The following is a 20,839-nucleotide window of genomic DNA, read 5'->3' on the forward strand; positions in this document are numbered from 1 at the left end:
GCGCTATCATGCCGCCAGTTGTTTTCAGGTTGAATTAAGGACCGGTGGTTAATCTTAACCCCGTAGACAACTTGTACAGTTCTCAGGAGAGAAGAACGATGAAACCCTTGACTGCCCTGTTCACCGTCGCCGCCGCCCTTGCCCTGGGTGCCCATTCCGCCATCGCCAAGGATGTGCAGCCCGACGAAGTGGTCAAACTGGTCAACGCCAAGACCGTCAAGTCGCTGGACGAACTCAAGGCCGCCGCCGTGGCCAAGCACCCCGGCGCCACCGTCACCGACTCCGAGCTTGAAGACGAGTACGGCCGCTACATCTACAAGGTCGAGCTGCGCGACACGCAGAACGTCGAATGGGACGTGGCGCTGGACGCCAGGACCGGTGAAGTGCTGAAGGACGAGCGGGATAACTGATGATCCACCTACCGCGGCCGGCGCGCTACCTCGCGCTGGCGCTGCTGGCGGTCTGTTCCCTGGCCGTTGCCCGCGACCTTGACCAGGACGAAGCCCTGGAACTTCGCCAGAAGGGCATCATCCTGCCGCTCGAACATCTGCTGGAAACCGCCCTGGGGCGTCACCCCGGGGCGCGTCTGCTGGAGGCCGAGCTGGAAGAAGACGACGGTCGCTACGAATACGAAGTCGAGGTGCTGACGGCTGAAGGTGTGGTGCGCGAGATCAAGCTCGACGCCAGCAGCGGTGCCCTGCTCAAAGACGAGGAAGACGACTGAATGCGCCTGTTGCTTGTCGAGGACAATGTGCCGCTGGCCGATGAACTGACCGCCGGCCTGCAGCGCCAGGGCTACGCCGTGGACTGGCTGGCCGACGGCCGTGACGCGGTGTACCAGGGCCAGAGCGAACCTTACGACCTGATCATCCTGGACCTTGGCCTGCCAGGCTTGCCGGGCCTGGAGGTGCTGGCCCAGTGGCGCGCTGCAGGCCTGGTCACGCCGGTGTTGATCCTCACCGCCCGTGGCTCGTGGGCCGAGCGTATCGAAGGGCTGAAGGCCGGGGCCGATGACTACCTGAGCAAACCTTTCCACCCCGAAGAACTGCAGCTGCGCATCCAGGCGTTGTTGCGGCGTGCCCGTGGCCTGGCCAACCAGCCGACGCTGGAAGCGGCCGGCCTGCAACTGGACGAAAGCCGGCAATGCGTGAACCGTGACGGCGTGGATATCCAGCTGACCGCTGCCGAGTTTCGCCTGCTGCGTTACTTCATGTTGCATCCGCAACAGATCCTGTCCAAGAGTCACCTGGCCGAGCACCTCTACGACGGTGAAACCGAGCGCGACTCCAACGTGCTGGAGGTGCACGTCAACCACTTGCGGCGCAAGCTGGGCCGCAGCGTCATCGAGACCCGCCGCGGGCAAGGCTACATCTACGCCGGGAGCGTCGCGTGAAGTCGATCCAGGCGCGCCTGAGCCTGGGCCTGGTGGCGGTGCTGGTGGTGGTTGGCCTGGTGCTGGCACAGCTGACCTTGTGGTTGTTCGAGGTCGGCCTGCAGCGCTACCTGGAAAACGGCCTGCGCAAGGAAAGTGAAAACCTGCTGGTGGCCCTGGTGCGCGGGCCTTCCGGCCTGCAGCTGGATGAGCGGCGGATCTCGGCCGCCTACCAGCGGCCGTTTTCCGGCTACTACTTCCGCATCGATTTCGATAAAGGCACCTGGCGTTCCCGCTCGCTGTGGGATCTGGATATGCCCAAGCCCGCCGTGCCGGGCCTTTCCGACAGCCACGAACTCGGCCCGGAAGGCCAGCAACTGCTGGCCCTGCGTGCCGACTACCGGCGCCTGGGCCAGGACATCTCGATCAGCGTGGCACAGGATTATTCGCCAGTACGCGAAGGTTTTCGGCGCCTGCAACAGATCGGCCTGGGCATGGGCCTGGTGGCGCTGATCCTGGTGCTGGTGTTGCAGCGCATCACCGTGACCCGCTCGCTGCGGCCACTGGAGCGGGCACGCCAGCAGATCGCCCAGTTGCAGCAGGGCCAGCGCTCGCAGCTGGACGCCGAAGTGCCCAGCGAACTGGCGCCGCTGGTGGGGCAGATCAACCATTTGCTGAGCCATACCGAAGACAGCCTGCGCCGCTCGCGCAATGCCCTGGGCAACCTGGGCCACGCGCTGAAGACGCCGCTGGCGGTGTTGCTGAGCCTGGCCTCCAGCGAGCGCCTGAAGGACCTGCCAGAGGTTCGCGCGCAGCTGCGCGAGCAGCTGGAACAGATTCAGCAGCGCCTGGCGCGTGAGCTGAACCGTGCGCGGCTGGCGGGGGATGCGCTGCCAGGCGCGCAGTTCGATTGCGATGTCGAGCTGCCGGGGTTGCTGGGGACGCTGGGCATGATCCATGGCGAGGGCCTGCTGCTGGCCAGGGATGTGCCGCCCGGGCTGCTGCTGCCGTGGGACCGCGAGGATTTCCTGGAACTGCTCGGCAACCTGCTGGACAACGCCTGCAAGTGGGCCGACAGCGAGGTGCGACTGGGTATTGCGCCGAGTGCCGAGGGCTACCAGGTGTGGGTCGATGACGATGGCCCCGGTATCCCCGAGAGCCAGCGGCAACAGGTGCTGGAGCGCGGTTCGCGGCTGGACGAGCAGGTTGACGGGCACGGCCTTGGCCTGGGCATCGTGCGCGACATCGTCGAGGCCTGGGGCGGGCGCCTGGCGCTGCAGGATAGCCCCTTGGGCGGGTTGCGGGTAAGCATCGACTTGCCGCGCAAGGCTCGATAACGTCGGGGCCCTGTGGGAGCGGGTTTACCCGCGAACACCGGCGCAGCCGGTGCCATGCACCGTGTTGGATTCTTCGCGGGTGAACCCGCTCCCACAAGTTGCGCGGCGCGCCTGAGAAATGTGCTGGCCATATCACCACTGCAAAAAAATTGCAGTACAGGCGCATTTTTTTGAATTGGCCCAATCTCACCCCGCCCGGCAAACTCCCCCCACGAAACCCTGCGGTTTCCATCTCTCCACGGACGGAGCCCCTTGTGCTATTGCAACCGCAATACGAGGCCCAGGCCAACTCGGATGGGCTTTCTTTTTAACCAGAAAAACCACAGATTCCGATTACCTACATGTCTGCCTCGCGTTCCGAAAGTCGTCTGCAGCGGCTGTTGCCAGCGCCCCTGAATATTCCCCCCAAAGAATGGTTGCGTGCCGGTATCGGCGCGCTGCTCGGCCTGTTCCTCGCCGGCTGGCTGACCAGCATGGCCTATGGCCCCGGCATCGCCTTGCACCTGCTCGGCCCGCTGGCGGCTTCGGCCGTACTGGTGTTCGCCGTGCACTCCGGCCCGTTGGCCCAGCCCTGGCCTGTGCTGGGCAGCTACGCAGTGGCCGGCGTGGTCGGCCTGGCCATGCGTCAGGGCTTCGGCCCGGAACTGTGGGTGGCTGCCGTCGCCCTGGGCATCTCGATCCTGGTGATGTGCCTGCTGCGCTGCCTGCACCCACCGGGTGGCGGGGTGGCGGTGAGTGCGGTGCTGGCCGACGCGGGGCTGACCGCCATGGGCGACCACCTGCTGGAGCCGGTGCTGCTCAACGCGCTGATCCTGGTAACGGTGGCGATCCTCTACAACCGCCTCACCGGCGTGCGCTACCCGAAAAGCGTGGTGCCGCGCAGGGACCTGCACCACACCCATGACCCGCTGCCCAGCGAGCGGGTTGGCATCCGCGGGGAAGACCTGGACCAGGCCCTGGAAGAACTGGGCGAGTTCGTCGACGTCACCCGTGACGAACTGGAACGCATCATCCTGGCCACCGAGCAACACGCCCTGCAGCGCAGCCTCGGCGGCATCACGGCCGCGTCGGTGATGTCCCGCGACGTGCAGTTTGCCACGCCCGATACCACCCTGGAGCAGGCCTGGAAGATGCTGGCCAGCCACCACCTGAAAACCCTGCCGGTGCTGCAACAGGGCAAGCTGGTGGGCATCGTCAGCCTCAGCGACCTGGTCGGCCCGGCCATGCAGCGTGGCCGCTTCGGTTGGCGCGGGTTGTTCGGCCGCAAGGTGGTGCGCATGGAGCAAGTGATGAGCCGCCGGGTAATCAGCGTCAGCAGCCAGCATCCGCTGGAGCGCTTGCTGCCATTGCTGTGCGAGCAGGGCCTGCATTGCCTGCCGGTGCTCGATGCCGACCAGTTGGTGGGGGTGATCACTCAGACCGACCTGATCGCCGGCCTCAAGCGCCAGCTGCTCAGCAAAGCCGAGGTTTCAGATAACCGGGTCCCAGCGTTGTGACCAGTCGCTGGCGCCGGCGGCCACCAGCCGGCGCAGGATGGCGAAGGCCTGTTGCAGGGCTTCGCTGTCGCGTTTGCGCGGGTACACCAGGAAGGTCGGGTAGGTGAACTCTGGTGCCTGCGGTACCCGCTCGAACACCCCGCAGTCCAGATAGGCCTGCACCACCCGCGTGCGGAAGTAGCCACTGCCGCCCTGGTCGAGTATGAACTGCAAGGCCAAAGGGCCCAGGTTGAAGCTCAGCGCCGGGCGCGCACAGTCGGGCAGGGCGGCATCGTGCTGGCGACGGAAGGCCTCGCCCCAGTCGATATAGATGTACGGGTCTGGCTGGTCGACCCGGCGCACACGTATCAGCTTCTCCTCCATCAACTGCTCCACCTGCAGGCCCGGACCGTAGGTCGGCTGGTAGACCAGCGCGGCGTCCAGCAGGCCCATCTCGACCTTGCGCAGCAGCGATTCGCCGTCGCTCACCTCGCTGCGGATGGCATGGCTGGGCAGCTCGCGGTGCAGGGCACTGACCCAGTCGAGCATCATCGGGTTGCCCAGGCTCACCTCACCGCCCACGTGCAGCACTTGCTGGCAGCCTTCGGGCAGCGGCAGGTCGCGGCGCGCCGCTTCCCAGGTTTGTACCATCTGGTTGGCGTAACTGACGAATGCCTCGCCATCGCTGGTCAGGCTGGCGCCGTTACGGCTACGCACGAACAGCTGACAGCCCAGTTGCTGCTCCAGGCGCTGCACCCGTGCGGTGATCGCCGTCTGGGACACGAACAGGCGTTCGGCGGCGGCGACCAGGCTGCCGCAACGCACGATTTCCAGGAAGGTACGGGCCTGATCGATGTCCATGAGCTGCTCGGTGGCTGAAGGGGTGGCCTATTCTAGAAGCTTTGCACCGTTGTGGGGCGTTCTCTGCAAATTTGCAGGTCGGTTGTGACTTTAGTCCCATGGCGGCGCGGGTGTAGCGGTCCATACTCAAGTTTCGCCCTTCAATAACAACAAGTACCGGGTTTCCTACGATATGAGCTACCAGCACAGCTACGCCCATTCCATTTCCGACCCTGCCGCGTTCTGGGCGGAACAGGCCGCACGCCTGGCCTGGCACCGCAAGCCTGCCCTCACGCTGCAAGACAATGTCGACGGCACCCACCGCTGGTTTGCCGATGGCCGCCTGAACAGCTGCTACCTGGCCCTCGATCACCAGATCGAGCAGGGCCGTGGCGAGCAGTTGGCGCTGATCTACGATTCGCCGGTGACCGGCGTACAGCAGGCCTACACTTACCATCAGCTGCGTGACGAAGTGGCGCGTCTGGCCGGTTTGTTGCGCCAGCTGGGGGTGAACAAGGGCGATGGCGTGATCATCTACATGCCCATGGTGCCGCAGGCGGCCATGGCCATGCTGGCCTGCGCGCGGATTGGCGCAGTGCACTCGGTGGTGTTCGGTGGCTTTGCCGCCAACGAGCTGGCCTTGCGCATCGACGATGCCCGGCCGACGCTGCTGCTGACGGCGTCCTGCGGGCTGGAGTTCGACCGGGTAATCGAATACAAGCCGCTGGTCGACCGAGCCCTGCAACTGGCCCGCCACCAGCCGCGCAACGTGCTGGTGCTGCAGCGGCCGCAGGCGCGTGCCCAGTTGCAGCCAGGCCGTGACCTGGACTGGCAGGCGGCATTGGCCAAGGCCGAGCCGGTGCCACCGGTGGAACTGGATGCGGGCGACCCGCTGTACATCATGTATACCTCTGGCACCACCGGCAAACCCAAGGGCATCGTGCGGGAAAACGGCGGCAATGCCGTGGCACTGTGCTACGCCATGCGCCATATCTACGGCATGCAGGCCGGTGATGTGTGGTGGGGCATATCCGACGTGGGCTGGGTGGTTGGCCATTCACTGATCGTCTATGGGCCGCTGATGAGCGGCTGCACCACGGTCTTCTACGAAGGCAAGCCGATCCGTACCCCGGATGCCTCGGCCTACTGGCGGGTGGTGGAGCAATACAAGGTCAACGCGTTGTTCTGCGCGCCCACCGCCATGCGCGCCATCCGCAAGGAAGACCCGGAGGGTGAGCTGATCCGCAAGCACGACCTGAGCTCGCTGCGCCAGTTGTTCCTGGCGGGCGAAAAACTGGATTCCAGCACCCACGAATGGCTGGAACGGGTCAGTGGCAAGCCGGTGCACGACCATTGGTGGCAGACCGAGACCGGCTGGCCGGTCACCGCGCCCTGTGTGGGGCTGGAAGGCAGCGCGGCGAAGCCGGGGTCGAGCAACCGGGCGGTGCCGGGCTATAACGTGTGCGTGCTGGATGACGAGGGCCACTTGCTGGGGCCTAACCACCAGGGCTCGATCGTCATCGCCCTGCCATTGCCGCCCGGGTGCAGCCAGACGCTGTGGGGCGACCACGAGCGTTACCTGCAGGCTTACCTGCGTACCTACCCGGGGTATTACCACACCGGCGATGGCGGCTATCTGGACGAAGACGGCTTCGTCTACATCATGGGGCGCACGGATGACGTGATCAACGTGTCCGGGCACCGGCTGTCCACCGGCGAGATGGAGGACCTGGTGGCGCGCCATCCGGCGGTGGCCGAGTGCGCGGTGATTGGCGTGCATGACGAGATCAAGGGGCAGGTGCCGTTGGCCCTGGTGGTGCTCAAGGATGGCGAGGGCATTGCCGAAGCGCAGCTGCTGGTGGACCTGGTGGGCAGCGTGCGCGAGGAGATTGGCGCATTGGCGTGCTTCAACCGGGTGCGGCTGGTGAAGCGCTTGCCCAAGACCCGCTCCGGGAAGATTCTGCGGGCGGTGCTGCGCAAGATTGCCGACGGGCAGGACTATGTACCGCCTTCGACCCTGGATGACCCGGCGGTGCTGGGGGAGATCGAGGCGGTGCTGGCGGATTTGCCCAGGGCGGGTTGATGTTTTGACTTGCCGGCCTCTTCGCGGGTAAACCCGCTCCCACAGGTATTGCACAGCCCTCAAGGCCTGTGACATCCCTGTGGGAGCGGGTTTACCCGCGAAGAGGCCGGCCCAGGCAATACAGTTCTAGGGCCCTACCTGATGCAGCTGCCCCAACCGGCTACGGGTACGCATCAGGTCGGCAAGCGGCCCGCCCAGGCTCTCTTCCAGTGGGCGTCTGCCGATCACCATCACCTGCCGATCCTGGTCATACAGCACATCCACCAGGTTGACGAAGCGCTGCTGCGCCGCCAGCGAACATTCCGACAGGTCATCCAGCCCATCGATGATCCACTCATCGTACTGCCCGGCCAGCACCAGGTAGTCGATCACTGCCGTGGCCTTTTCGCAAAGGTCGTCAAAGCCCAGCACGACCCGCCGACCATCGACGGCCAGTGCGCGCAGCGGGCGCTTGTTCACTTCCAGCATCACCGGTTGCGGTTCGGGCACATTCAGCGCCTGGCGCTGCGCTGCATTGCCCGGCCAGACATAGTGACCCCGGGTAAAGCGCTGATGCTCGCGGTTGGCCGGCAGGCTGCGGAAATCGGTATCGCCACCCACTTCAAGCACTTCCATCGCGCTGTTGATCAGACGAATCACCGGCAGGAACCGCTCGTGGTACAGCGGGTTGGGCAGCAGCCCTTCGGGAGCATAGTTGGACGTTACCAGCAGGAACACGCCGCGGCTGAACAACGCATTGAACAGCCGGGTGAGCAGCATGGCATCGCCAATGTCGTGCACATGGAATTCGTCGAAGCACAGCACCCGACAATCGCCCACCAGCTCGTCGAGGGCCGCGCCCAATGCGTCGTCCAGCGCCCGGTGGCGGTGCACTGCCTGATGCAGGCGGGCAAAGAAGTCATGGAAGTGCAGGCGCCGCTTGGCCTGCACCGGTACGGCCTGGAAAAAACCATCGAGCAGCCAGCTCTTGCCGCGGCCCACCGAGCCGTACAGGTACAGGCTACGCGGCTGGCCTTGTTCGAGCTGCGCCAGTTGTTCGGCCATGCAGTGGATCACCCGGCGTTGGCCGTCGCTAAGCTGGTAACCGCGGCTGTGCGCCTTGTCCTCGAACCAGCCGAGCAGTTCGCTCTGGTTGGCGGCGGCGCCGCGCAGGCGTTGGCCAAGCTGGCGTAGCGGGGTAGGGATCCAGGCAGGCAAAAGCAAAGCTCCTTGGGCGATGGCGGGGTAGCGTGCAGCTTGCCCGAGGGCGGCCATTTTGACTAATACAGAAAGTGCGCGGCAATGATCGCCTGACGAGATAGGTAGGCCATGCAGGCGTACAGTAAAGGCAGGAACCGATGCGAGGAGGGCGAGCCATGCACACCGATCTTGATCTGGAGCGTTTCGTCGAGGCGCAGAACCCTGTGTATGGCCAGGTGATGGAGGAGTTGCAGGCCGGGCGCAAGCGCAGCCACTGGATGTGGTACGTGTTCCCGCAACTCGATGGCCTGGGCCACAGCGCCATGGCCGAACGTTATGCGCTGGCCGGCATCGACGAGGCCCGGGCCTACCTGGCTCATCCGCTGCTTGGCCCGCGCCTGGAAGCCTGCGTGACCGCACTGCTGCAGCACGGCGACAAGAGTGCCCGCGAAATCCTCGGTAGCCCCGACCATCTCAAGTTGCGCTCGTGCCTGACCCTGTTCGCCCGGGCAGCGCCTGACAATCCGTTGTTCCAGTTTGCGCTGGTGCAATTCTACGACGGTGAGCCGGACGCCCTGACCTTGGCCATGTTGTCGGGTTAGCTCAGGGCTTGTGCTGAAGCTGGCGTTCGATCATGTACTTCACGGCCAGCCGGCGCTCCTTCAGGCGGCGCAGGTCTTCATCCTCGAAGTTGCCCGCCGAGATCGACTCGGCGGCCAGCACCTGGTTGTCGATGTCCATGTACTCGTCCAGCAGCCGGTCCAGCTCCCTGTCCTCCTGACGGCGCTGCTGGACGATTTCGCGCGGGTAGTGCAAGTCCTGGTAAAGATCGTGGGAAACAGGCATGGGGTCCTCCTTGGTCGATGCAGTTGGCTCATCTGATTGGAAGGGAGGAATGCGAATGTGTTGAAGCGAAGCGGGGAGAAAACGACGGATGGTCGCTGCGCCAACCGCGAAAATGACTAACTCGCTGTTTTTTGGTAATTTTTTTTCATCAGGGGGTTCACAGACCGAAAGTTTGTTGTTAAAGTGCCGCGCATTCCAAGACAACAACCCAGTTGTCACTCAGTTGGAATTGTCAGAGCAGCAAACGCTGCATCCGATACAGGGGCGTCGCCAAGCGGTAAGGCAGCAGGTTTTGATCCTGCCATGCGTTGGTTCGAATCCAGCCGCCCCTGCCATTTTCCTGCTTCAAACGTATCTCGGTCCGGTGCTTGGAAAGACAAGCGCTGGGCTTTGTCGTTTCTGTCTTTTGCATCCATATGCAGTCCTTCCCCCCGCTTTATCACTAATACAAAAAAAGTGGCTTGATGCCAGCACCGTGATGCCACCTCACTGCTACGCTCAGTTCAGCAGACTTCGACAAGGATAATAAGGTGACGGAGCGTTCCCTGGCCGCCCTGTTGGGCCTTATGTTGAGCAGTGGTGCCATGGCGACGGACTTCCTGGTGGAGGTACGGGTGCTGGTGCAGCGCGGCTGCATGCTGGTCAACCAGCCCCGCGATGCCGGTGCACAGGCGCTGGGGCGGATCGACATGGGCGCTGCTGCGCGGCTGGATGGCCCTGGCGCGCCGCTCAGCGGCGTTCTGTTGAGCCAGCGCCCGCCACGCCTGGAGTGCAATCCCGACACCCCGTACCAGGTCCGCGTCGACGGTGGTCAGCATGGCGGCGTCGGCGAGCTGCGTTTCCTGGCCAGCGACGATGACAAGGCCAGGCCCATCCCTTATCGCCTTTACCGCGACGCCGCCTGGCGCGAACCGTTGGCGGTGAATGTGGCGCATTCGGCGCGGGTGCCGGACAGCGGCTCGGTCGAGCTGCCGCTGTATGCACGGATCGACAAGCTGGCCTGGGTACCGCACGCAGGTAGGTATGCCGACCTGCTCAAAGTCACCGTCACCTGGTAGGGATGCCAACATGCACAAGGACGCGACCCCATGAACCGCACCTCGATCCTGCTGCTTACCTTGGGCCCGCTGCTGGTGCCCGGCGGTGCCGCGCATGGCACCAGCACCGGTTTCATCCAGGCGCGGCTGGTAATCAGCGCGGCTTGCCAGGTCAGCAGCAACGAGACGCAACCGACAGTGGTGGGCAACCCGGGGGTGCTGGACTTCGGCGAGCGCGGTCCGCACTGGGACCAACCGCTGCGTAGCCAGGTCGATGATGTGAGCGGCGAGGGCAGCCTGCAGATCAGCTGCACGCCCGAAGTGCGGGCGTTCAACGTGCGTATCAACGGTGGCCTGAATGGCAGTGACGGCATACGGCGCCTGAGTAACGGCCGCGAGCTGATCCCCTATCAGCTGGCGATCGACCCGGGCGGCAACAGCCGCTACGGCATCGGCCAGGCGCGTGCCTTCACCATCAGCAGTACCCGGCAGATACCGATCCCCATCTACGGTGTGGTAGTGGCGCAACCGCGCGCGCTGCCGGCCGGGCTGTACCGTGACACCCTCAGGGTGACCCTGGACTGGTAACGACGCAAGGAGACTTCGATGCGAATGAACCTCTCACGCTGCATCCTCGCCGGTCTGGGCCTGGCGCTGGCTTCCCAGGCCCAGGCCGCCACGACCGGGACCATCGACTCGACGCTGACCTTGACCGCGGCGTGCCAGGTCAATGGCAGCTCAGGCACCTCGGGGGTGAGCTTTGGTACCCTGGACTTCGGCACCAAGGATGCCCTGTTCACCACTGCCGACGCCCAGGTAATCGGCGGCGGCGGAGGGGCGATGAGCATTCTCTGTTCGGCCGGCACGGTACCGGTGATCCGTGTCAGGGGCGGCCTCCACGATGGCCAGTCGGCCGGGGGCAACCGTGCGCTGGCGGATGGCGCCGGCAACTTCGTGCCGTATGACTTCTACACCGATGCCGGGCACACGCAGGTGCTGGCCATCGACGGCACCATCACCTTGCCGACCAGCAGCGGCGCGGCCCAGACCGTCAACCTGTATGGCCAGGCGCGTGGCAAGGCCGGCCTGCCGGCGGGGGCGTATACCGACACAGTGTCCGTCGAGCTGTCGTTCTGAGTCATGCGCAGCTGGCTGGCGGGCGGCCTGAGCGGCCTCGGCGTGCTGCTGGCCGCACCTCTGGATGCGGCGACCACCAGCAGTTTCATGGTGACGGCGCAGATCGTTGCCGGGTGCCTGGTGGTCGGCGGCGTCAGCAACTACGGGACGCTGAACTATGGCACGCAGTCAGCGCTGGCCACCGGTGTCCTCGGCACCTCGCTGGGCGGTACCACGGTGACCTTTCAGTGCACCCCGGGGGTGGCCTTGAGCATGAGTGTGGATGGCGGACAGAACAGTTCCAGCGGCACACGCAACCTCAAGCGCACGGGCGGCACGCAGGTGCTGGCATACCAGTTGTACCGGGACGCGGCTTACAGCCAGAGCCTGGGGATCGGCCAGAGCGTGGCCGTGAGCTACACCGACCCGACGGCGATCAAGCTGCCGGTGTACGGCCGGCTCCAGCTGAGCGGTACGCTGCCGGCAGGGACCTATACCGATGTAGTGCAGGTGACGGTGACCTGGTGAATACATCGGCACCAACGACCAGTATCCAAGGAGAGCTTCATGGGGGCAGGCGCGAAGTGGGCGCGTGGATTGATCGGTGCGTTGTGGCTGGCGAGCCTGCCGGCCGGGGCCGCCACCTCGGTGCTGATCTGGCCGATCGACCCGGTGCTGGAGGCTGACCAGAAGGCCGGCGCACTATGGCTGGAAAACCGCGGCACTGCACCGGCCAACCTGCAGGTGCGGGTGTTCGCCTGGCGCCAGGGTGACTATCAGGAACAGTACCAGGCGCAGCGCGAGATCATCGGCAGCCCGCCGGTGGCCAACATCGCCCCCGGGCAGAAGCAACTGATCCGCCTGACCCGCACCGGCCCCTCGCCAGTCGGCCAGGAGCAGGCCTACCGCATCATCATCGACGAAATCCCGCCCGCCATCCCCGTCGACAAGGCCGAGCCCGGTACCACTGCGGCGATCCGCCTGCAGATGCGCTACTCGGTGCCCCTGTTCGTCTACGGCGAAGGCCTGTGGGGCAAGGCCGACCCTGCAGGCAAGCGCAATGCCGAAGGTGTCGGCAAGCCGCAACTCAGCTGGCGCGCGGTAACCGTGCAGGGCAAGCCCTATGTGGAACTGCGCAACACCGGCCCGGTGCATGCACGCCTGACCGATGTAGTGGTGCAACAGGGCAGCCAGAGCACGCCACTGGCCGAGGGCCTGCTGGGCTATGTGCTGCCGGGGGCCAGCATGCGCTGGCCGGCACCGTTGGCACCGAATGCCGGCAGTGTGCTGAAGGGTAGGTTGAACGGCCAGAGCAGTGCGGACGCCATCCGCCAAAGCCAATGAGCTCGCGCCTGAATGCCGAGCAGGGCCCAGGGAGGACCTGGCAATGGTTGGAAACCGTGTGTGAGGTGGCTGACGGCGGCGATGCACCGCTGGTGCCTGGGGCTGGCCCTGGTCGGCTCTGGCCTGGTGCTGGCCGACGACCTGCCGCCACCGCCTACGGAGCTGTCCGCCATCGCCGACGCCACGCTGTACCTCGAGCTGCTGGTGAACCAGATGCCCAAGGCTGAACTGGTGCCGGTGCAGCAGCGCGCCGGGCAGTTGTACCTGGACAGCGAGGTGTTGCGCGGGGCCGGTGTCTCGCTGCCGGGCAACCCCCAGGGCGAGGTGGCGCTGGAGGCCATCGCGGGGCTGCACGCCGACTACGACAGCCAGAACCAGCGCCTGCTGCTGCAAGTGCCGCCGGCCTGGCTGCCCGACCAGCAACTGGGCGACCGCAACCTGTACACGGCCAGCGATGCGCGCAGCAGTTTCGGCGCGTTGTTCAACTACGACCTGTACCTCAACGACACCGATGACGGCGGCAGCTACCTGGCAGCCTGGAACGAACTGCGCCTGTTCGACAGCTGGGGTACGTTCTCCAGCACCGGGCAGTGGCGCCAGTCGTTCAATGGTGCGCCGGCCGACGACACGCGCCAGGGCTTCTTGCGTTACGACACCACCTGGCGCTTCACCGACGAGCAGCGCCTGCTGACCTACGAAGCCGGTGACCTGGTGACCGGCGCCTTGCCCTGGACCAGCTCGGTGCGGGTCGGTGGCCTGCAGCTATCGCGCGATTTCGCTGTGCGCCCCGACCTGGTCACCTACCCGTTGCCGGCGTTCTCCGGTGAAGCCGCGGTCCCGACCTCGCTGGACCTGTTCATCAATGGCTACAAGTCCAGCACCACCGAGTTGCAGCCGGGCCCCTACACACTGACCAACGTGCCGTTCATCAACGGCGCCGGGGAAGCGGTGGTGGTCACCACCGATGCCCTTGGTCGGCAGGTGTCGACCACTTTGCCGTTCTACGTCACCAGCAGCCTGCTGCAGCAGGGCCTGGCGGATTATTCGGTGGCAGCCGGTAGCCTGCGCCGCGACTACGGAGTGCGCGATTTTGCCTATGGCCCAGGGGTTGCCTCGGCCAGCCTGCGCTACGGGGTCAGCGACATCCTCACCCTGGAGACCCATGCCGAAACTGCCGAATCGCTGATGCTGGGCGGCCTGGGCGGCAACCTGCGCCTGGGCAACTTCGGCGTGCTCAACGCTGCCTTGGCGCAGAGCCGGTTCGACGGCGACAAGGGCCACCAGGTCGCCCTCGGCTACCAATACAACAGCCAGCGCATCGGCTTCAGCTACCAGCGCCTGCAACGCCATGGCGACTACGCCGACCTGACCCGGGTCGACAGCCAGGACATACAGCTGAGCCAGCGCAGCGAACAGGTCACGTTGAGCCTGAACCTGAACGAATACGGCAACATCGGTGCCGGCTACTTCGATGTGCGCGCCGGCGACGGCACGCGTACCCGGCTGATCAACCTGAGCTACAGCAGGCCGCTGTGGGGGAACAGCAGCGTGTACCTGTCGGCCAACCGTGAAGTGGGGGACAGCCAGTGGGCGGTGCAGGCACAACTGGTGATCCCGTTCGACCTGCACGGCACCTTGGCCCTGGGCATGGAGCGCAGCCAGGAAGGCGAGACCTTGCAGCGGGTCAACTACAGCCGCGCGACGCCGGTGGGTGGTGGTTTCGGGTACAACCTGGGTTATGCCGCCGGTAGCGAGCGCGATGCTTACCGCCAGGCCGATGTCACCTGGCGCCTGCAGTCGGTGCAGTTGCAGGCCGGTGTGTATGGCAGCAGTGGCGAAATGACCCGCTGGGCCGACGCCAGTGGTTCGCTGGTGTGGATGGATGCCGGGCTGTTCGCTGCCAACCGTATCGACGATGCCTTCGTGGTGGTCAGCACCGGTGGCTACGCCGATGTGCCGGTGCGCTATGAAAACCAGGAAGTAGGCCGCACCGATGCCGACGGCCACCTGCTGGTGCCGTACGGCAGCGGTTACTACCGCGGCAAGTACGAGATCGACCCCATGGACCTGCCGCCGGACATCCTCGCGCCGGAAGTGGAACAGCGGGTGGCGGTGCGCCGGGGCAGCGGCTACTTGCTGGAGTTCCCGCTCAGGCGCGTGCTGGCGGCCAGTGTCGAACTGGTGGACGCTGACCGGCAGGCGCTCAAGCTGGGCAGCCGTGTCACCCATGCTGAAAGTGGCGGCCAGGCTGTAGTCGGTTGGGATGGCCTGGTGTACCTGGAGAACCTGGCGGCGCATAACCGCCTGCAGGTGGAGCTGGAAGGGGGCGGGCATTGCCAGGTGGCGTTCGACCTGCCTGAAGCGCAAGGCTCGATCCCCTTGATCGGTCCGTTGGTGTGCAAATGACGGCCTGCTGGCGTGGGTTGTGGGCGGGGTTACTGTTACTGCCGGCAGGTTCGGCGTGGGCGCTGTGCTCGTCGGTCGCGACGTCGCCGGCAGCGTTCGGCAGCCTCAGCTCGCGGCAGGTACTCAACACGGTACAAAGCACCTCGACGCTGAACTCGGGGTTACAGTGCAGCGGTTCGCTGCTTACCCTGCTCAGCAGCGATGATCACTTCTACGCCACCATCCTGCCCGCGTCGGGCGGCCTGGTCGGTCCGACGGGCGACGTCATCCCCTACACGCTGTATGCCGACAACAGTACCAACTATCCGCTGACCCGTGGCCAGCCCTACGACTTCGCCCGCAACAGTATCATCGACGTGCTGGGGTTGCTCGGCAGCTCCACGCCCAAGACTGTGCCGATCTACATGCGTACCCAGACTGGCAGCAACGTCGCCGCAGGCCTGTACCAGGAGACCCTGACCGTGGCCTGGAGCTGGAATTACTGTGCGGGAATTGGCCTCGGCGGGCTTTGCGCGGGGCGTGACATCAACTCGGGTAGCCAGAATTTGTACGTGAGCCTGACGGTGACCAACGACTGCCAGATCACCACACCCACTATCAGCTTCTCCAGTGCGCCGGTGGTGGCAGGCTTCGGCACGGTGAGCCAGAGCCTGAGTGTATCGTGCACCAAGGGCAGCAATTACACCGTGGGCCTGGATGACGGCCAGAACGCAGCCAATGGGCGACGGCGGATGAAGTCGGCGGCCAACAACTACCTGGCCTATGACATTTTCAAGAGCGCCGGTGCGGTGCGCTGGGGTTCGGTAGGGGCTGCGCGACGGGCCAGTGCCGATGCCGATGTAAACCCCGGCACGGGTACCGGCACCGGTAGCCAGGTGTTCAACTACAACGCCAAGGTCTACACCGACCAGGCTACACCGCCGGCGGCGACCTATACCGACAGTGTGATTCTGGATGTGCAGTTCTGAGTGCAGGGACCTTGTGGGAGCGGCGGTCCGCGTAACCTGTGGGAGCGGCTTTAGCCGCGAAGAATCCAACGCGGTGCATGGCACCGGCTACGCCGGTGTTCGCGGCTAAAGCCGCTCCCACAGGGGCCCTGCTAATGCCATGAGTCATGTGCAGTCCTGTGAGAGTCGGCTTGCCGGCGATGGGCCGTTTCAGTCAACGCAAATCGCCAACCATCTTCGCCAATGTCTCCAGCACCGCCCCGGCCAACGCCTTCGAGCGCGCCCCCGACCAGCCGGTGACGGCATCCGGCGCGTCGTCATGGTCCTTGAACGGCATTTCCAGGGTCAGTGACAGGCAGTCATGCGCCATCCCCACCGCATTGCAGGCCAGCGTCGTGTTGGCCTGCCCCGGTTCGTCGCGGGTGTAGCCATGCACCGTCTGGAAGTCGCGGGTCAGGCTGCACAGGGTGCTGCGGAACTGCTCTTCCAGCTTGGCCAGCCGTGGCGTGTAGCCCGGGTTGCCCTCGCAGGCCGCGGTGAATACATGGGGAATCTCCTCATCGCCATGCACGTCGATGAACGCATCCACGCCGTATTGCTTCATCTGCGCCTGGGCGAAGAACACCTCTGGGGTGAGTTCGACACTGGCGTCCTGCCAGGCACGGTTGAGGTCCTTGCCCTTGAAGTTGGTGCGCAGGTGGCCGAGGAAGGCACCGTCGGGGTTCATGTTGGGGATCAGGTACAGGTCGGCCTTGGCCAGCAATTGCTGGATCACCGCGTCGTTGGCCTGCAGGCGGTCGATCACGCCTTCCATGAACCACTCGGCCATGTGTTCGCCCGGGTGTTGCTGGGCAATCAGCCACAGCTTGCGCTTGCCAGCGGCACCGTCACCGGCGCGCAGCAGGGGAATGTCGCGGCCCTGTACGCTGCGGCCATTGGCGAGCAATTCGACCCCTGGCAGTTGCCGGGCACGTTCGATCAGCTGGTTGTGGCGCGCGCGCGGGTAGGGCTCGAAGTAGGCGAACCAGATGTGTGGCTGTTCGGCCTTTACCTCGAACGACAGCGCCGTGCCGTCGAACTGGCTGGGGACGCGGAACCAGGTGTGCTGATCGTAGGAGGCCACGGCGTTGTAGCCGCTCCAGGCATTCTTGTAGGAGGAGCCGGAGGCGTTGTCGAGGCTGAAGCGATGGACCTGGCCCGGCGTCAGCCCGCTGACCTTGAAGTGGAACCACTGGTAGTGGCCGCTGTGGGTGTCCGGGCGGATGGCCAGGTGTACCTGGGCCGGGTTGCTGGCATCCAGCACCTGGATGTTGCCGGAGTCGAAATCGCAGTCGATCTGCAGGGGGGACAGCGTCACGGTCATGTGCCGGGCTCCTTCTGGGGGCTTTGTTGTGAGGCTACTGTACACGGCTTGACAGGGTTGATGCGCGAGATCAGGCGACGCGGGGCGATCTCATATGTTTCCTACAGGCTATTTGAAGAACTGACTCGGCGTGATACCGAACTGGCGCTTGAACATGCTGGCGAAGGCACTGGGGCTGTCATACCCCAGCGTCCCCGCCACATCGATGATCCGCTCGCCCAGGGCGATCCGCTCCAGTGCCTGCATCAGCCGCGCCTGCTGGCGCCACTGGCCGAAGGTCATGCCGGTTTCCTTGCGGAACAGGCGCTGGATGGTCTTTTCGTCCACCCCCAGCTGCTGGCCCCAGTCGGCCAAGGTGGCGTTATCGTCAGGTCGCTCATGCAGCGCCGAGCAGATCGCCTGCAGGCGCTTGTCGCCGGGCTGCGACAGCTTCAGCGGCAAGGTCGGCAGCACGCAGATCTCGTCGAGGATCAGGCGCATCACCCGGGCTTCACGCGAGTCTTCGGCAAACGGCGCGGTAAAGCCTACGGAGGCCTTGATCAGTTCGCTGAGCAACGGCGAGATGCTGATGGCCTTGCTCTGCACGGGCAACTGCACTGCCGCGTCGGTGCGCACGAACACGCTGCGCATCTTCACATCGCCCACGCAGCGGATCGCGTGCACCTGGCCGCAGGGCATCCAGACGCCGCGGCTGGGGGGCACGGTCCAGCGTTCGTTCCCGGACTCGACGATCATCAGGCCTTTGGTGGCATAGATCAGTTGGTGCTTGGCATGGCTGTGGGGCTCGATGAACCAGTCGGTCGGGTAGTCCGTCGCACGGCTGCCCACTTCCCAGGTCCACTCATCGACCTCCACCAGCAATTCACGCTGCGGCTTTAGCATTTCGACCTCTTGTACAGGCAGCCCGGCACGCCCATTTTAACAGCAGCGGCTGGGGCGGGCTTGCGAGCGGGTCGCCGGCAGCAGCGCGGTGGCCAGCCCCAGCAGCGGCAGGAACGAGATGACCTGGTACACCCACTCGATGCCATGCCGATCGGCCAGTTCACCGAGCCCGGCGGCGCCGATGCCGCTGATACCGAACATCAACCCGAACATCACCCCCGACACCATGCCGACCCGGCCCGGCACGGCCTCCTGGGCATACACCACCAGGGCGGCGAAGGCCGAGGACATCACCAGGCCGATGGCCACCGCCAGTACCACGGTCCAGGCCAGGTTGGCGTAGGGCAGGGCGAGGGCGAAGGGCGCCACGCCGAGGAACGAGACCCAGATCACCGCCTTGCGCCCGATACGGTCACCCACCGGGCCACCGGCGAAGGTGCCCACTGCCACGGCCGCGAGGAACACGAACAGGTACAGCTGGCTGTGCTGCACGCTCAGGCCGAAATGCTCGATCAGGTAGAAGGTGAAGTAGTTGGTGAACGAGGCGATGTAGACGAACTTGGCGAACATCAATACGGCGATAACCGCCACGGCACGCCACATGGCGCCGCGCGACAGGCCGGCTGCCTGCTGGCCGGCGAAGGTCTTGAGCCGGGTCTGGCCGTGGCGCACGGTCCAGCCGGTTACTCTCAACAGCACGAATACCGCCAGCGCGGCGGCCAGCATGAACCAGGCAATGGCCGGCTGCCCGTGCGGAATGACGATGGCAGCGGTCAGCAGCGGGCCGAGGGCCGAGCCGGTGTTGCCGCCGACCTGGAAGGTCGATTGCGCGGTGCCGAAGCGCCCACCGGAGGCCATCCTGGCCACTCGCGAGGCTTCGGGGTGGAAGGTCGCCGAGCCCACACCGACCACCGCCGCGGCCACCAGCAGCATTTCATAGCTGCCGGCGAAGGCGAGCAGGGCGATGCCCACCAGCGTCACCAGCATGCCAGCCGGCAGCAGGTAGGGTTGCGGGTGCTTGTCGGTGTAAAGACCGATCCAGGGTTGCAGCAGGGAGGCGGTCACCTGGTAGATCAGGGCGATCCAGCCGATCTGGGCAAAGCTCAGCGCGAAATCGCTCTTGAGCATCGGGTAGATCGACGGCAGCACGGCCTGGATCAGGTCGTTGAGCAGGTGGGCGAATGCGGCGGCGCCGACGATGCGGACCAGAAAGCCCTGGGGTTGGTCGGCAGGTGTGGCGGCGGCCATGGAGGCGGTGGAGGTCGTCATGGGCAAGGTTCTTCCGTGGAAAGGGAGCAAGGCATTGCCGCCGCAGGTTAGCCAGTACCCGGGTTGCCTGTCTCACGCCGAACAGGCAGCTACTGTCGCGTTTCGGACATTCCGGGCCTGACGCCCTGGATTCGCAAGCGGTCCGCGTACCCTGTGGGAGCGGGTTTACCCGCGAAGAATCCAACGCGGTGCATGGCACCGGCTGCGCCGGTGTTCGCGGCTAAAGCCGCTCCTACAGGGTCCCTGCTAATACCTGGCCGCCCCGGATTCATCGTTCGTGCCGCGCCACCCAGCGCAGCAAGGCGGCAATCGGTACGCTGCGATGAACCTCGTGCCGGTAGGGTTTGCCTTCGGCGGTAAAGCGTTCGCGATAGCGGCTCAGCACCAGGCTCCGGCCATCAGCCGAAACCCGGGCCTCCAGTTCATGCAGCAACAGCGGTTGCCGGGCAGCGCCTTCCAGGCGCCTGAACAGCAGCATGGCGGCTTGGGCATCATTCTTCACGGGCATCTCCTGCACAATCCACTGGCCACGCTCCCGGCTCGCCGGCCTTGCCTTCTGCCACCCGGTTGCTGCGCCGCTGCGCGGTGTAGTCACGCAGTGCGAGGTAGTAATCAGGCCAGGTGCGCAGCAGGTCGGTCAGTGGCAGTGCTTCGGCCCGTGCATCGACGATGCCTCCAGCCGTGGCTACCTTGCCCAGGGTTTCGACGGTATTGCTGTTGCCGCCAAACGGGTCCAGCGCCAGGCCCAGTACCGTGCCGGTGGCATCGCGCAGGTTGTGGGTGCCCAGCAGCGGCAGCTCGACGATGGGGCCATCGGCGATGTTCCACACTCCGAAGGTCTGGCCAAAGTCCGAGCGGTGCTGGCTGAGGCCCATTTTGCCAGACACGTCGACCAGCCCCGCCACACCCAGGGTGGTGTTGAAGATGAAGCGGCTGAGGCTGGTCATCGCCCGCTCGCCATTGCCCTGCAGCAGGTCGTTGACGAACACCTTGGGCTCACCGAAGTTGCTGGCAAAGTTGTGCAGGCCCTGTTGGGCAAAACCGGGCAGCGCGGTGTAGCCGCGGGCGACGGGGGCCAGCAGATAGTCATCGACCGTGCGGTTGAAGGCGAATACGGCGCGGTTGGCGGGCTCGGCCGGATCACTGACCTGATAGGCGACATTGCCGCAGGCAGGCGTGGCCGCTGCACGTTGGCTGCAGCTTCCCGCCACGAGCAGCGACAAGGCCAGCGCGGCAGAGCGCGCTGAACGGGAGGCGGATGATGAACGGGACATAGATACATTCCTGGCAAGAACTGGCGGCGATGCTGCGCAGTTTTCTTTGCCCGGGAATGTCCGGATTGT

Annotated in this window: 22 protein-coding genes and 1 tRNA gene; 15 read left to right on the top strand and 8 right to left on the bottom strand. The window is 65.2% G+C overall.

Annotation, left to right across the window (positions count from 1 at the left end; all coding sequences use genetic code 11):
• Positions 1–98 precede the first annotated feature (98 nt).
• The 5 genes from MKK04_RS09155 to MKK04_RS09175 all read left to right on the top strand — a co-directional run bounded on the left by MKK04_RS09155 (position 99) and on the right by MKK04_RS09175 (position 4,205).
• On the top strand, positions 99–410 hold the full coding sequence (locus tag MKK04_RS09155) for a PepSY domain-containing protein (protein ID WP_207835302.1): 312 nt from the start codon (positions 99–101) through the stop codon (positions 408–410).
• Entirely contained in the window at positions 410–724 is a 315-nt protein-coding gene (locus tag MKK04_RS09160; protein ID WP_207835304.1) for a PepSY domain-containing protein, read from the top strand. Before MKK04_RS09155 ends, MKK04_RS09160 begins: the two co-directional genes overlap by 1 nt.
• Positions 725–1,393, top strand: coding sequence for a response regulator transcription factor (locus MKK04_RS09165; RefSeq protein WP_207835306.1), 669 nt, complete (start codon positions 725–727; stop codon positions 1,391–1,393). It abuts the gene before it with no gap.
• Complete coding sequence (locus MKK04_RS09170) at positions 1,390–2,709, top strand: ATP-binding protein (RefSeq protein ID WP_207835308.1); 1,320 nt, start codon at positions 1,390–1,392, stop codon at positions 2,707–2,709. Before MKK04_RS09165 ends, MKK04_RS09170 begins: the two co-directional genes overlap by 4 nt.
• 341 nt (positions 2,710–3,050) lie before the next feature.
• Complete coding sequence (locus MKK04_RS09175; RefSeq protein WP_233694259.1) at positions 3,051–4,205, top strand: HPP family protein; 1,155 nt, start codon at positions 3,051–3,053, stop codon at positions 4,203–4,205.
• Here MKK04_RS09175 and MKK04_RS09180 read toward each other — a convergent pair.
• On the bottom strand, positions 4,179–5,045 hold the full coding sequence (locus MKK04_RS09180) for a LysR family transcriptional regulator (RefSeq protein ID WP_207835312.1): 867 nt from the start codon (positions 5,043–5,045) through the stop codon (positions 4,179–4,181). The genes MKK04_RS09175 and MKK04_RS09180 overlap by 27 nt on opposite strands.
• Before the next feature lie 172 nt (positions 5,046–5,217).
• Between MKK04_RS09180 and MKK04_RS09185 the strand changes: the two genes are divergently transcribed.
• Positions 5,218–7,107 carry a propionyl-CoA synthetase gene (locus MKK04_RS09185; protein WP_233694261.1) on the top strand — a complete coding sequence of 630 codons (1,890 nt, stop codon included), beginning with the start codon at positions 5,218–5,220 and terminating at the stop codon, positions 7,105–7,107.
• A gap of 126 nt (positions 7,108–7,233) precedes the next feature.
• On the opposite strand, the gene zapE is transcribed toward MKK04_RS09185, so the two are convergent.
• Positions 7,234–8,304, bottom strand: coding sequence for a cell division protein ZapE (gene zapE, locus MKK04_RS09190; protein ID WP_233694262.1), 1,071 nt, complete (start codon positions 8,302–8,304; stop codon positions 7,234–7,236).
• A 158-nt stretch (positions 8,305–8,462) separates the two neighbouring features.
• On the opposite strand from zapE, the gene MKK04_RS09195 reads away from it, so the two are divergent.
• Positions 8,463–8,888 (top strand): DUF1810 domain-containing protein, encoded by a 426-nt coding sequence (locus MKK04_RS09195; RefSeq protein WP_207835325.1) that lies wholly within the window; start codon positions 8,463–8,465, stop codon positions 8,886–8,888.
• Between the two features lies 1 nt (position 8,889).
• Here the strand turns inward: MKK04_RS09195 and MKK04_RS09200 are convergent, their stop codons facing one another.
• Positions 8,890–9,132: a DUF465 domain-containing protein gene (locus MKK04_RS09200; RefSeq protein WP_207835327.1), complete on the bottom strand. Its 243-nt coding sequence runs from the start codon at positions 9,130–9,132 to the stop codon at positions 8,890–8,892.
• Positions 9,133–9,392: 260 nt separating this feature from the next.
• On the opposite strand from MKK04_RS09200, the gene MKK04_RS09205 reads away from it, so the two are divergent.
• The 8 genes from MKK04_RS09205 (at position 9,393) to MKK04_RS09240 (ending at position 16,003) form a co-directional block, all read left to right on the top strand.
• Positions 9,393–9,467, top strand: a tRNA-Gln gene (locus MKK04_RS09205).
• A 195-nt stretch (positions 9,468–9,662) separates the two neighbouring features.
• Complete coding sequence (locus MKK04_RS09210; RefSeq protein ID WP_233687891.1) at positions 9,663–10,190, top strand: Csu type fimbrial protein; 528 nt, start codon at positions 9,663–9,665, stop codon at positions 10,188–10,190.
• Between the two features lie 30 nt (positions 10,191–10,220).
• Entirely contained in the window at positions 10,221–10,757 is a 537-nt protein-coding gene (locus MKK04_RS09215; RefSeq protein WP_063914045.1) for a Csu type fimbrial protein, read from the top strand.
• Between the two features lie 18 nt (positions 10,758–10,775).
• Positions 10,776–11,306, top strand: a complete 531-nt coding sequence (locus MKK04_RS09220; RefSeq protein ID WP_207835375.1) for a Csu type fimbrial protein — start codon at positions 10,776–10,778, stop codon at positions 11,304–11,306.
• A 3-nt stretch (positions 11,307–11,309) separates the two neighbouring features.
• Complete coding sequence (locus MKK04_RS09225) at positions 11,310–11,813, top strand: Csu type fimbrial protein (RefSeq protein WP_207835377.1); 504 nt, start codon at positions 11,310–11,312, stop codon at positions 11,811–11,813.
• A 39-nt stretch (positions 11,814–11,852) separates the two neighbouring features.
• On the top strand, positions 11,853–12,629 hold the full coding sequence (locus MKK04_RS09230) for a fimbrial biogenesis chaperone (protein ID WP_233687892.1): 777 nt from the start codon (positions 11,853–11,855) through the stop codon (positions 12,627–12,629).
• Between the two features lie 81 nt (positions 12,630–12,710).
• Positions 12,711–15,035 (top strand): fimbria/pilus outer membrane usher protein, encoded by a 2,325-nt coding sequence (locus MKK04_RS09235; protein WP_241106795.1) that lies wholly within the window; start codon positions 12,711–12,713, stop codon positions 15,033–15,035.
• Complete coding sequence (locus tag MKK04_RS09240; RefSeq protein WP_063914049.1) at positions 15,032–16,003, top strand: Csu type fimbrial protein; 972 nt, start codon at positions 15,032–15,034, stop codon at positions 16,001–16,003. Before MKK04_RS09235 ends, MKK04_RS09240 begins: the two co-directional genes overlap by 4 nt.
• A 193-nt stretch (positions 16,004–16,196) precedes the next feature.
• On the opposite strand, the gene MKK04_RS09245 is transcribed toward MKK04_RS09240, so the two are convergent.
• From MKK04_RS09245 to MKK04_RS09265, 5 genes are all read right to left on the bottom strand, one after another.
• On the bottom strand, positions 16,197–17,345 hold the full coding sequence (locus MKK04_RS09245; protein ID WP_063914050.1) for a M14 family metallopeptidase: 1,149 nt from the start codon (positions 17,343–17,345) through the stop codon (positions 16,197–16,199).
• A gap of 108 nt (positions 17,346–17,453) precedes the next feature.
• Positions 17,454–18,227 carry an AraC family transcriptional regulator gene (locus MKK04_RS09250; protein ID WP_063914051.1) on the bottom strand — a complete coding sequence of 258 codons (774 nt, stop codon included), beginning with the start codon at positions 18,225–18,227 and terminating at the stop codon, positions 17,454–17,456.
• Positions 18,228–18,263: 36 nt separating this feature from the next.
• Complete coding sequence (locus tag MKK04_RS09255) at positions 18,264–19,496, bottom strand: MFS transporter (RefSeq protein WP_233694264.1); 1,233 nt, start codon at positions 19,494–19,496, stop codon at positions 18,264–18,266.
• Between the two features lie 268 nt (positions 19,497–19,764).
• Positions 19,765–19,974: a hypothetical protein gene (locus tag MKK04_RS09260; protein ID WP_243434273.1), complete on the bottom strand. Its 210-nt coding sequence runs from the start codon at positions 19,972–19,974 to the stop codon at positions 19,765–19,767.
• Positions 19,975–19,987: 13 nt separating this feature from the next.
• Positions 19,988–20,770 carry an MlaA family lipoprotein gene (locus MKK04_RS09265; protein ID WP_207835388.1) on the bottom strand — a complete coding sequence of 261 codons (783 nt, stop codon included), beginning with the start codon at positions 20,768–20,770 and terminating at the stop codon, positions 19,988–19,990.
• Positions 20,771–20,839 lie beyond the last annotated feature (69 nt).

This window comes from Pseudomonas sp. LS.1a, from assembly GCF_022533585.1.
Classification (GTDB): Bacteria; Pseudomonadota; Gammaproteobacteria; order Pseudomonadales; family Pseudomonadaceae; genus Aquipseudomonas.

Bases quoted from the DNA above. Each gene is read 5' to 3' on its own strand.
- MKK04_RS09160 (WP_207835304.1), top strand. From the start codon at position 410: ATGATCCACCTACCGCGGCCGGCGCGCTACCTCGCGCTGGCGCTGCTG.
- MKK04_RS09175 (WP_233694259.1), top strand. From the start codon at position 3,051: ATGTCTGCCTCGCGTTCCGAAAGTCGTCTGCAGCGGCTGTTGCCAGCG.
- MKK04_RS09265 (WP_207835388.1), bottom strand. From the start codon at position 20,770: ATGTCCCGTTCATCATCCGCCTCCCGTTCAGCGCGCTCTGCCGCGCTG.
- MKK04_RS09240 (WP_063914049.1), top strand. From the start codon at position 15,032: ATGACGGCCTGCTGGCGTGGGTTGTGGGCGGGGTTACTGTTACTGCCG.
- MKK04_RS09230 (WP_233687892.1), top strand. From the start codon at position 11,853: ATGGGGGCAGGCGCGAAGTGGGCGCGTGGATTGATCGGTGCGTTGTGG.
- MKK04_RS09200 (WP_207835327.1), bottom strand. From the start codon at position 9,132: ATGCCTGTTTCCCACGATCTTTACCAGGACTTGCACTACCCGCGCGAA.
- MKK04_RS09220 (WP_207835375.1), top strand. From the start codon at position 10,776: ATGCGAATGAACCTCTCACGCTGCATCCTCGCCGGTCTGGGCCTGGCG.
- MKK04_RS09225 (WP_207835377.1), top strand. From the start codon at position 11,310: ATGCGCAGCTGGCTGGCGGGCGGCCTGAGCGGCCTCGGCGTGCTGCTG.
- MKK04_RS09155 (WP_207835302.1), top strand. From the start codon at position 99: ATGAAACCCTTGACTGCCCTGTTCACCGTCGCCGCCGCCCTTGCCCTG.
- MKK04_RS09245 (WP_063914050.1), bottom strand. From the start codon at position 17,345: ATGACCGTGACGCTGTCCCCCCTGCAGATCGACTGCGATTTCGACTCC.
- MKK04_RS09180 (WP_207835312.1), bottom strand. From the start codon at position 5,045: ATGGACATCGATCAGGCCCGTACCTTCCTGGAAATCGTGCGTTGCGGC.
- MKK04_RS09235 (WP_241106795.1), top strand. From the start codon at position 12,711: ATGCACCGCTGGTGCCTGGGGCTGGCCCTGGTCGGCTCTGGCCTGGTG.
- MKK04_RS09255 (WP_233694264.1), bottom strand. From the start codon at position 19,496: ATGACGACCTCCACCGCCTCCATGGCCGCCGCCACACCTGCCGACCAA.
- MKK04_RS09260 (WP_243434273.1), bottom strand. From the start codon at position 19,974: ATGCTGCTGTTCAGGCGCCTGGAAGGCGCTGCCCGGCAACCGCTGTTG.
- MKK04_RS09250 (WP_063914051.1), bottom strand. From the start codon at position 18,227: ATGCTAAAGCCGCAGCGTGAATTGCTGGTGGAGGTCGATGAGTGGACC.
- MKK04_RS09215 (WP_063914045.1), top strand. From the start codon at position 10,221: ATGAACCGCACCTCGATCCTGCTGCTTACCTTGGGCCCGCTGCTGGTG.
- MKK04_RS09185 (WP_233694261.1), top strand. From the start codon at position 5,218: ATGAGCTACCAGCACAGCTACGCCCATTCCATTTCCGACCCTGCCGCG.
- MKK04_RS09165 (WP_207835306.1), top strand. From the start codon at position 725: ATGCGCCTGTTGCTTGTCGAGGACAATGTGCCGCTGGCCGATGAACTG.
- MKK04_RS09195 (WP_207835325.1), top strand. From the start codon at position 8,463: ATGCACACCGATCTTGATCTGGAGCGTTTCGTCGAGGCGCAGAACCCT.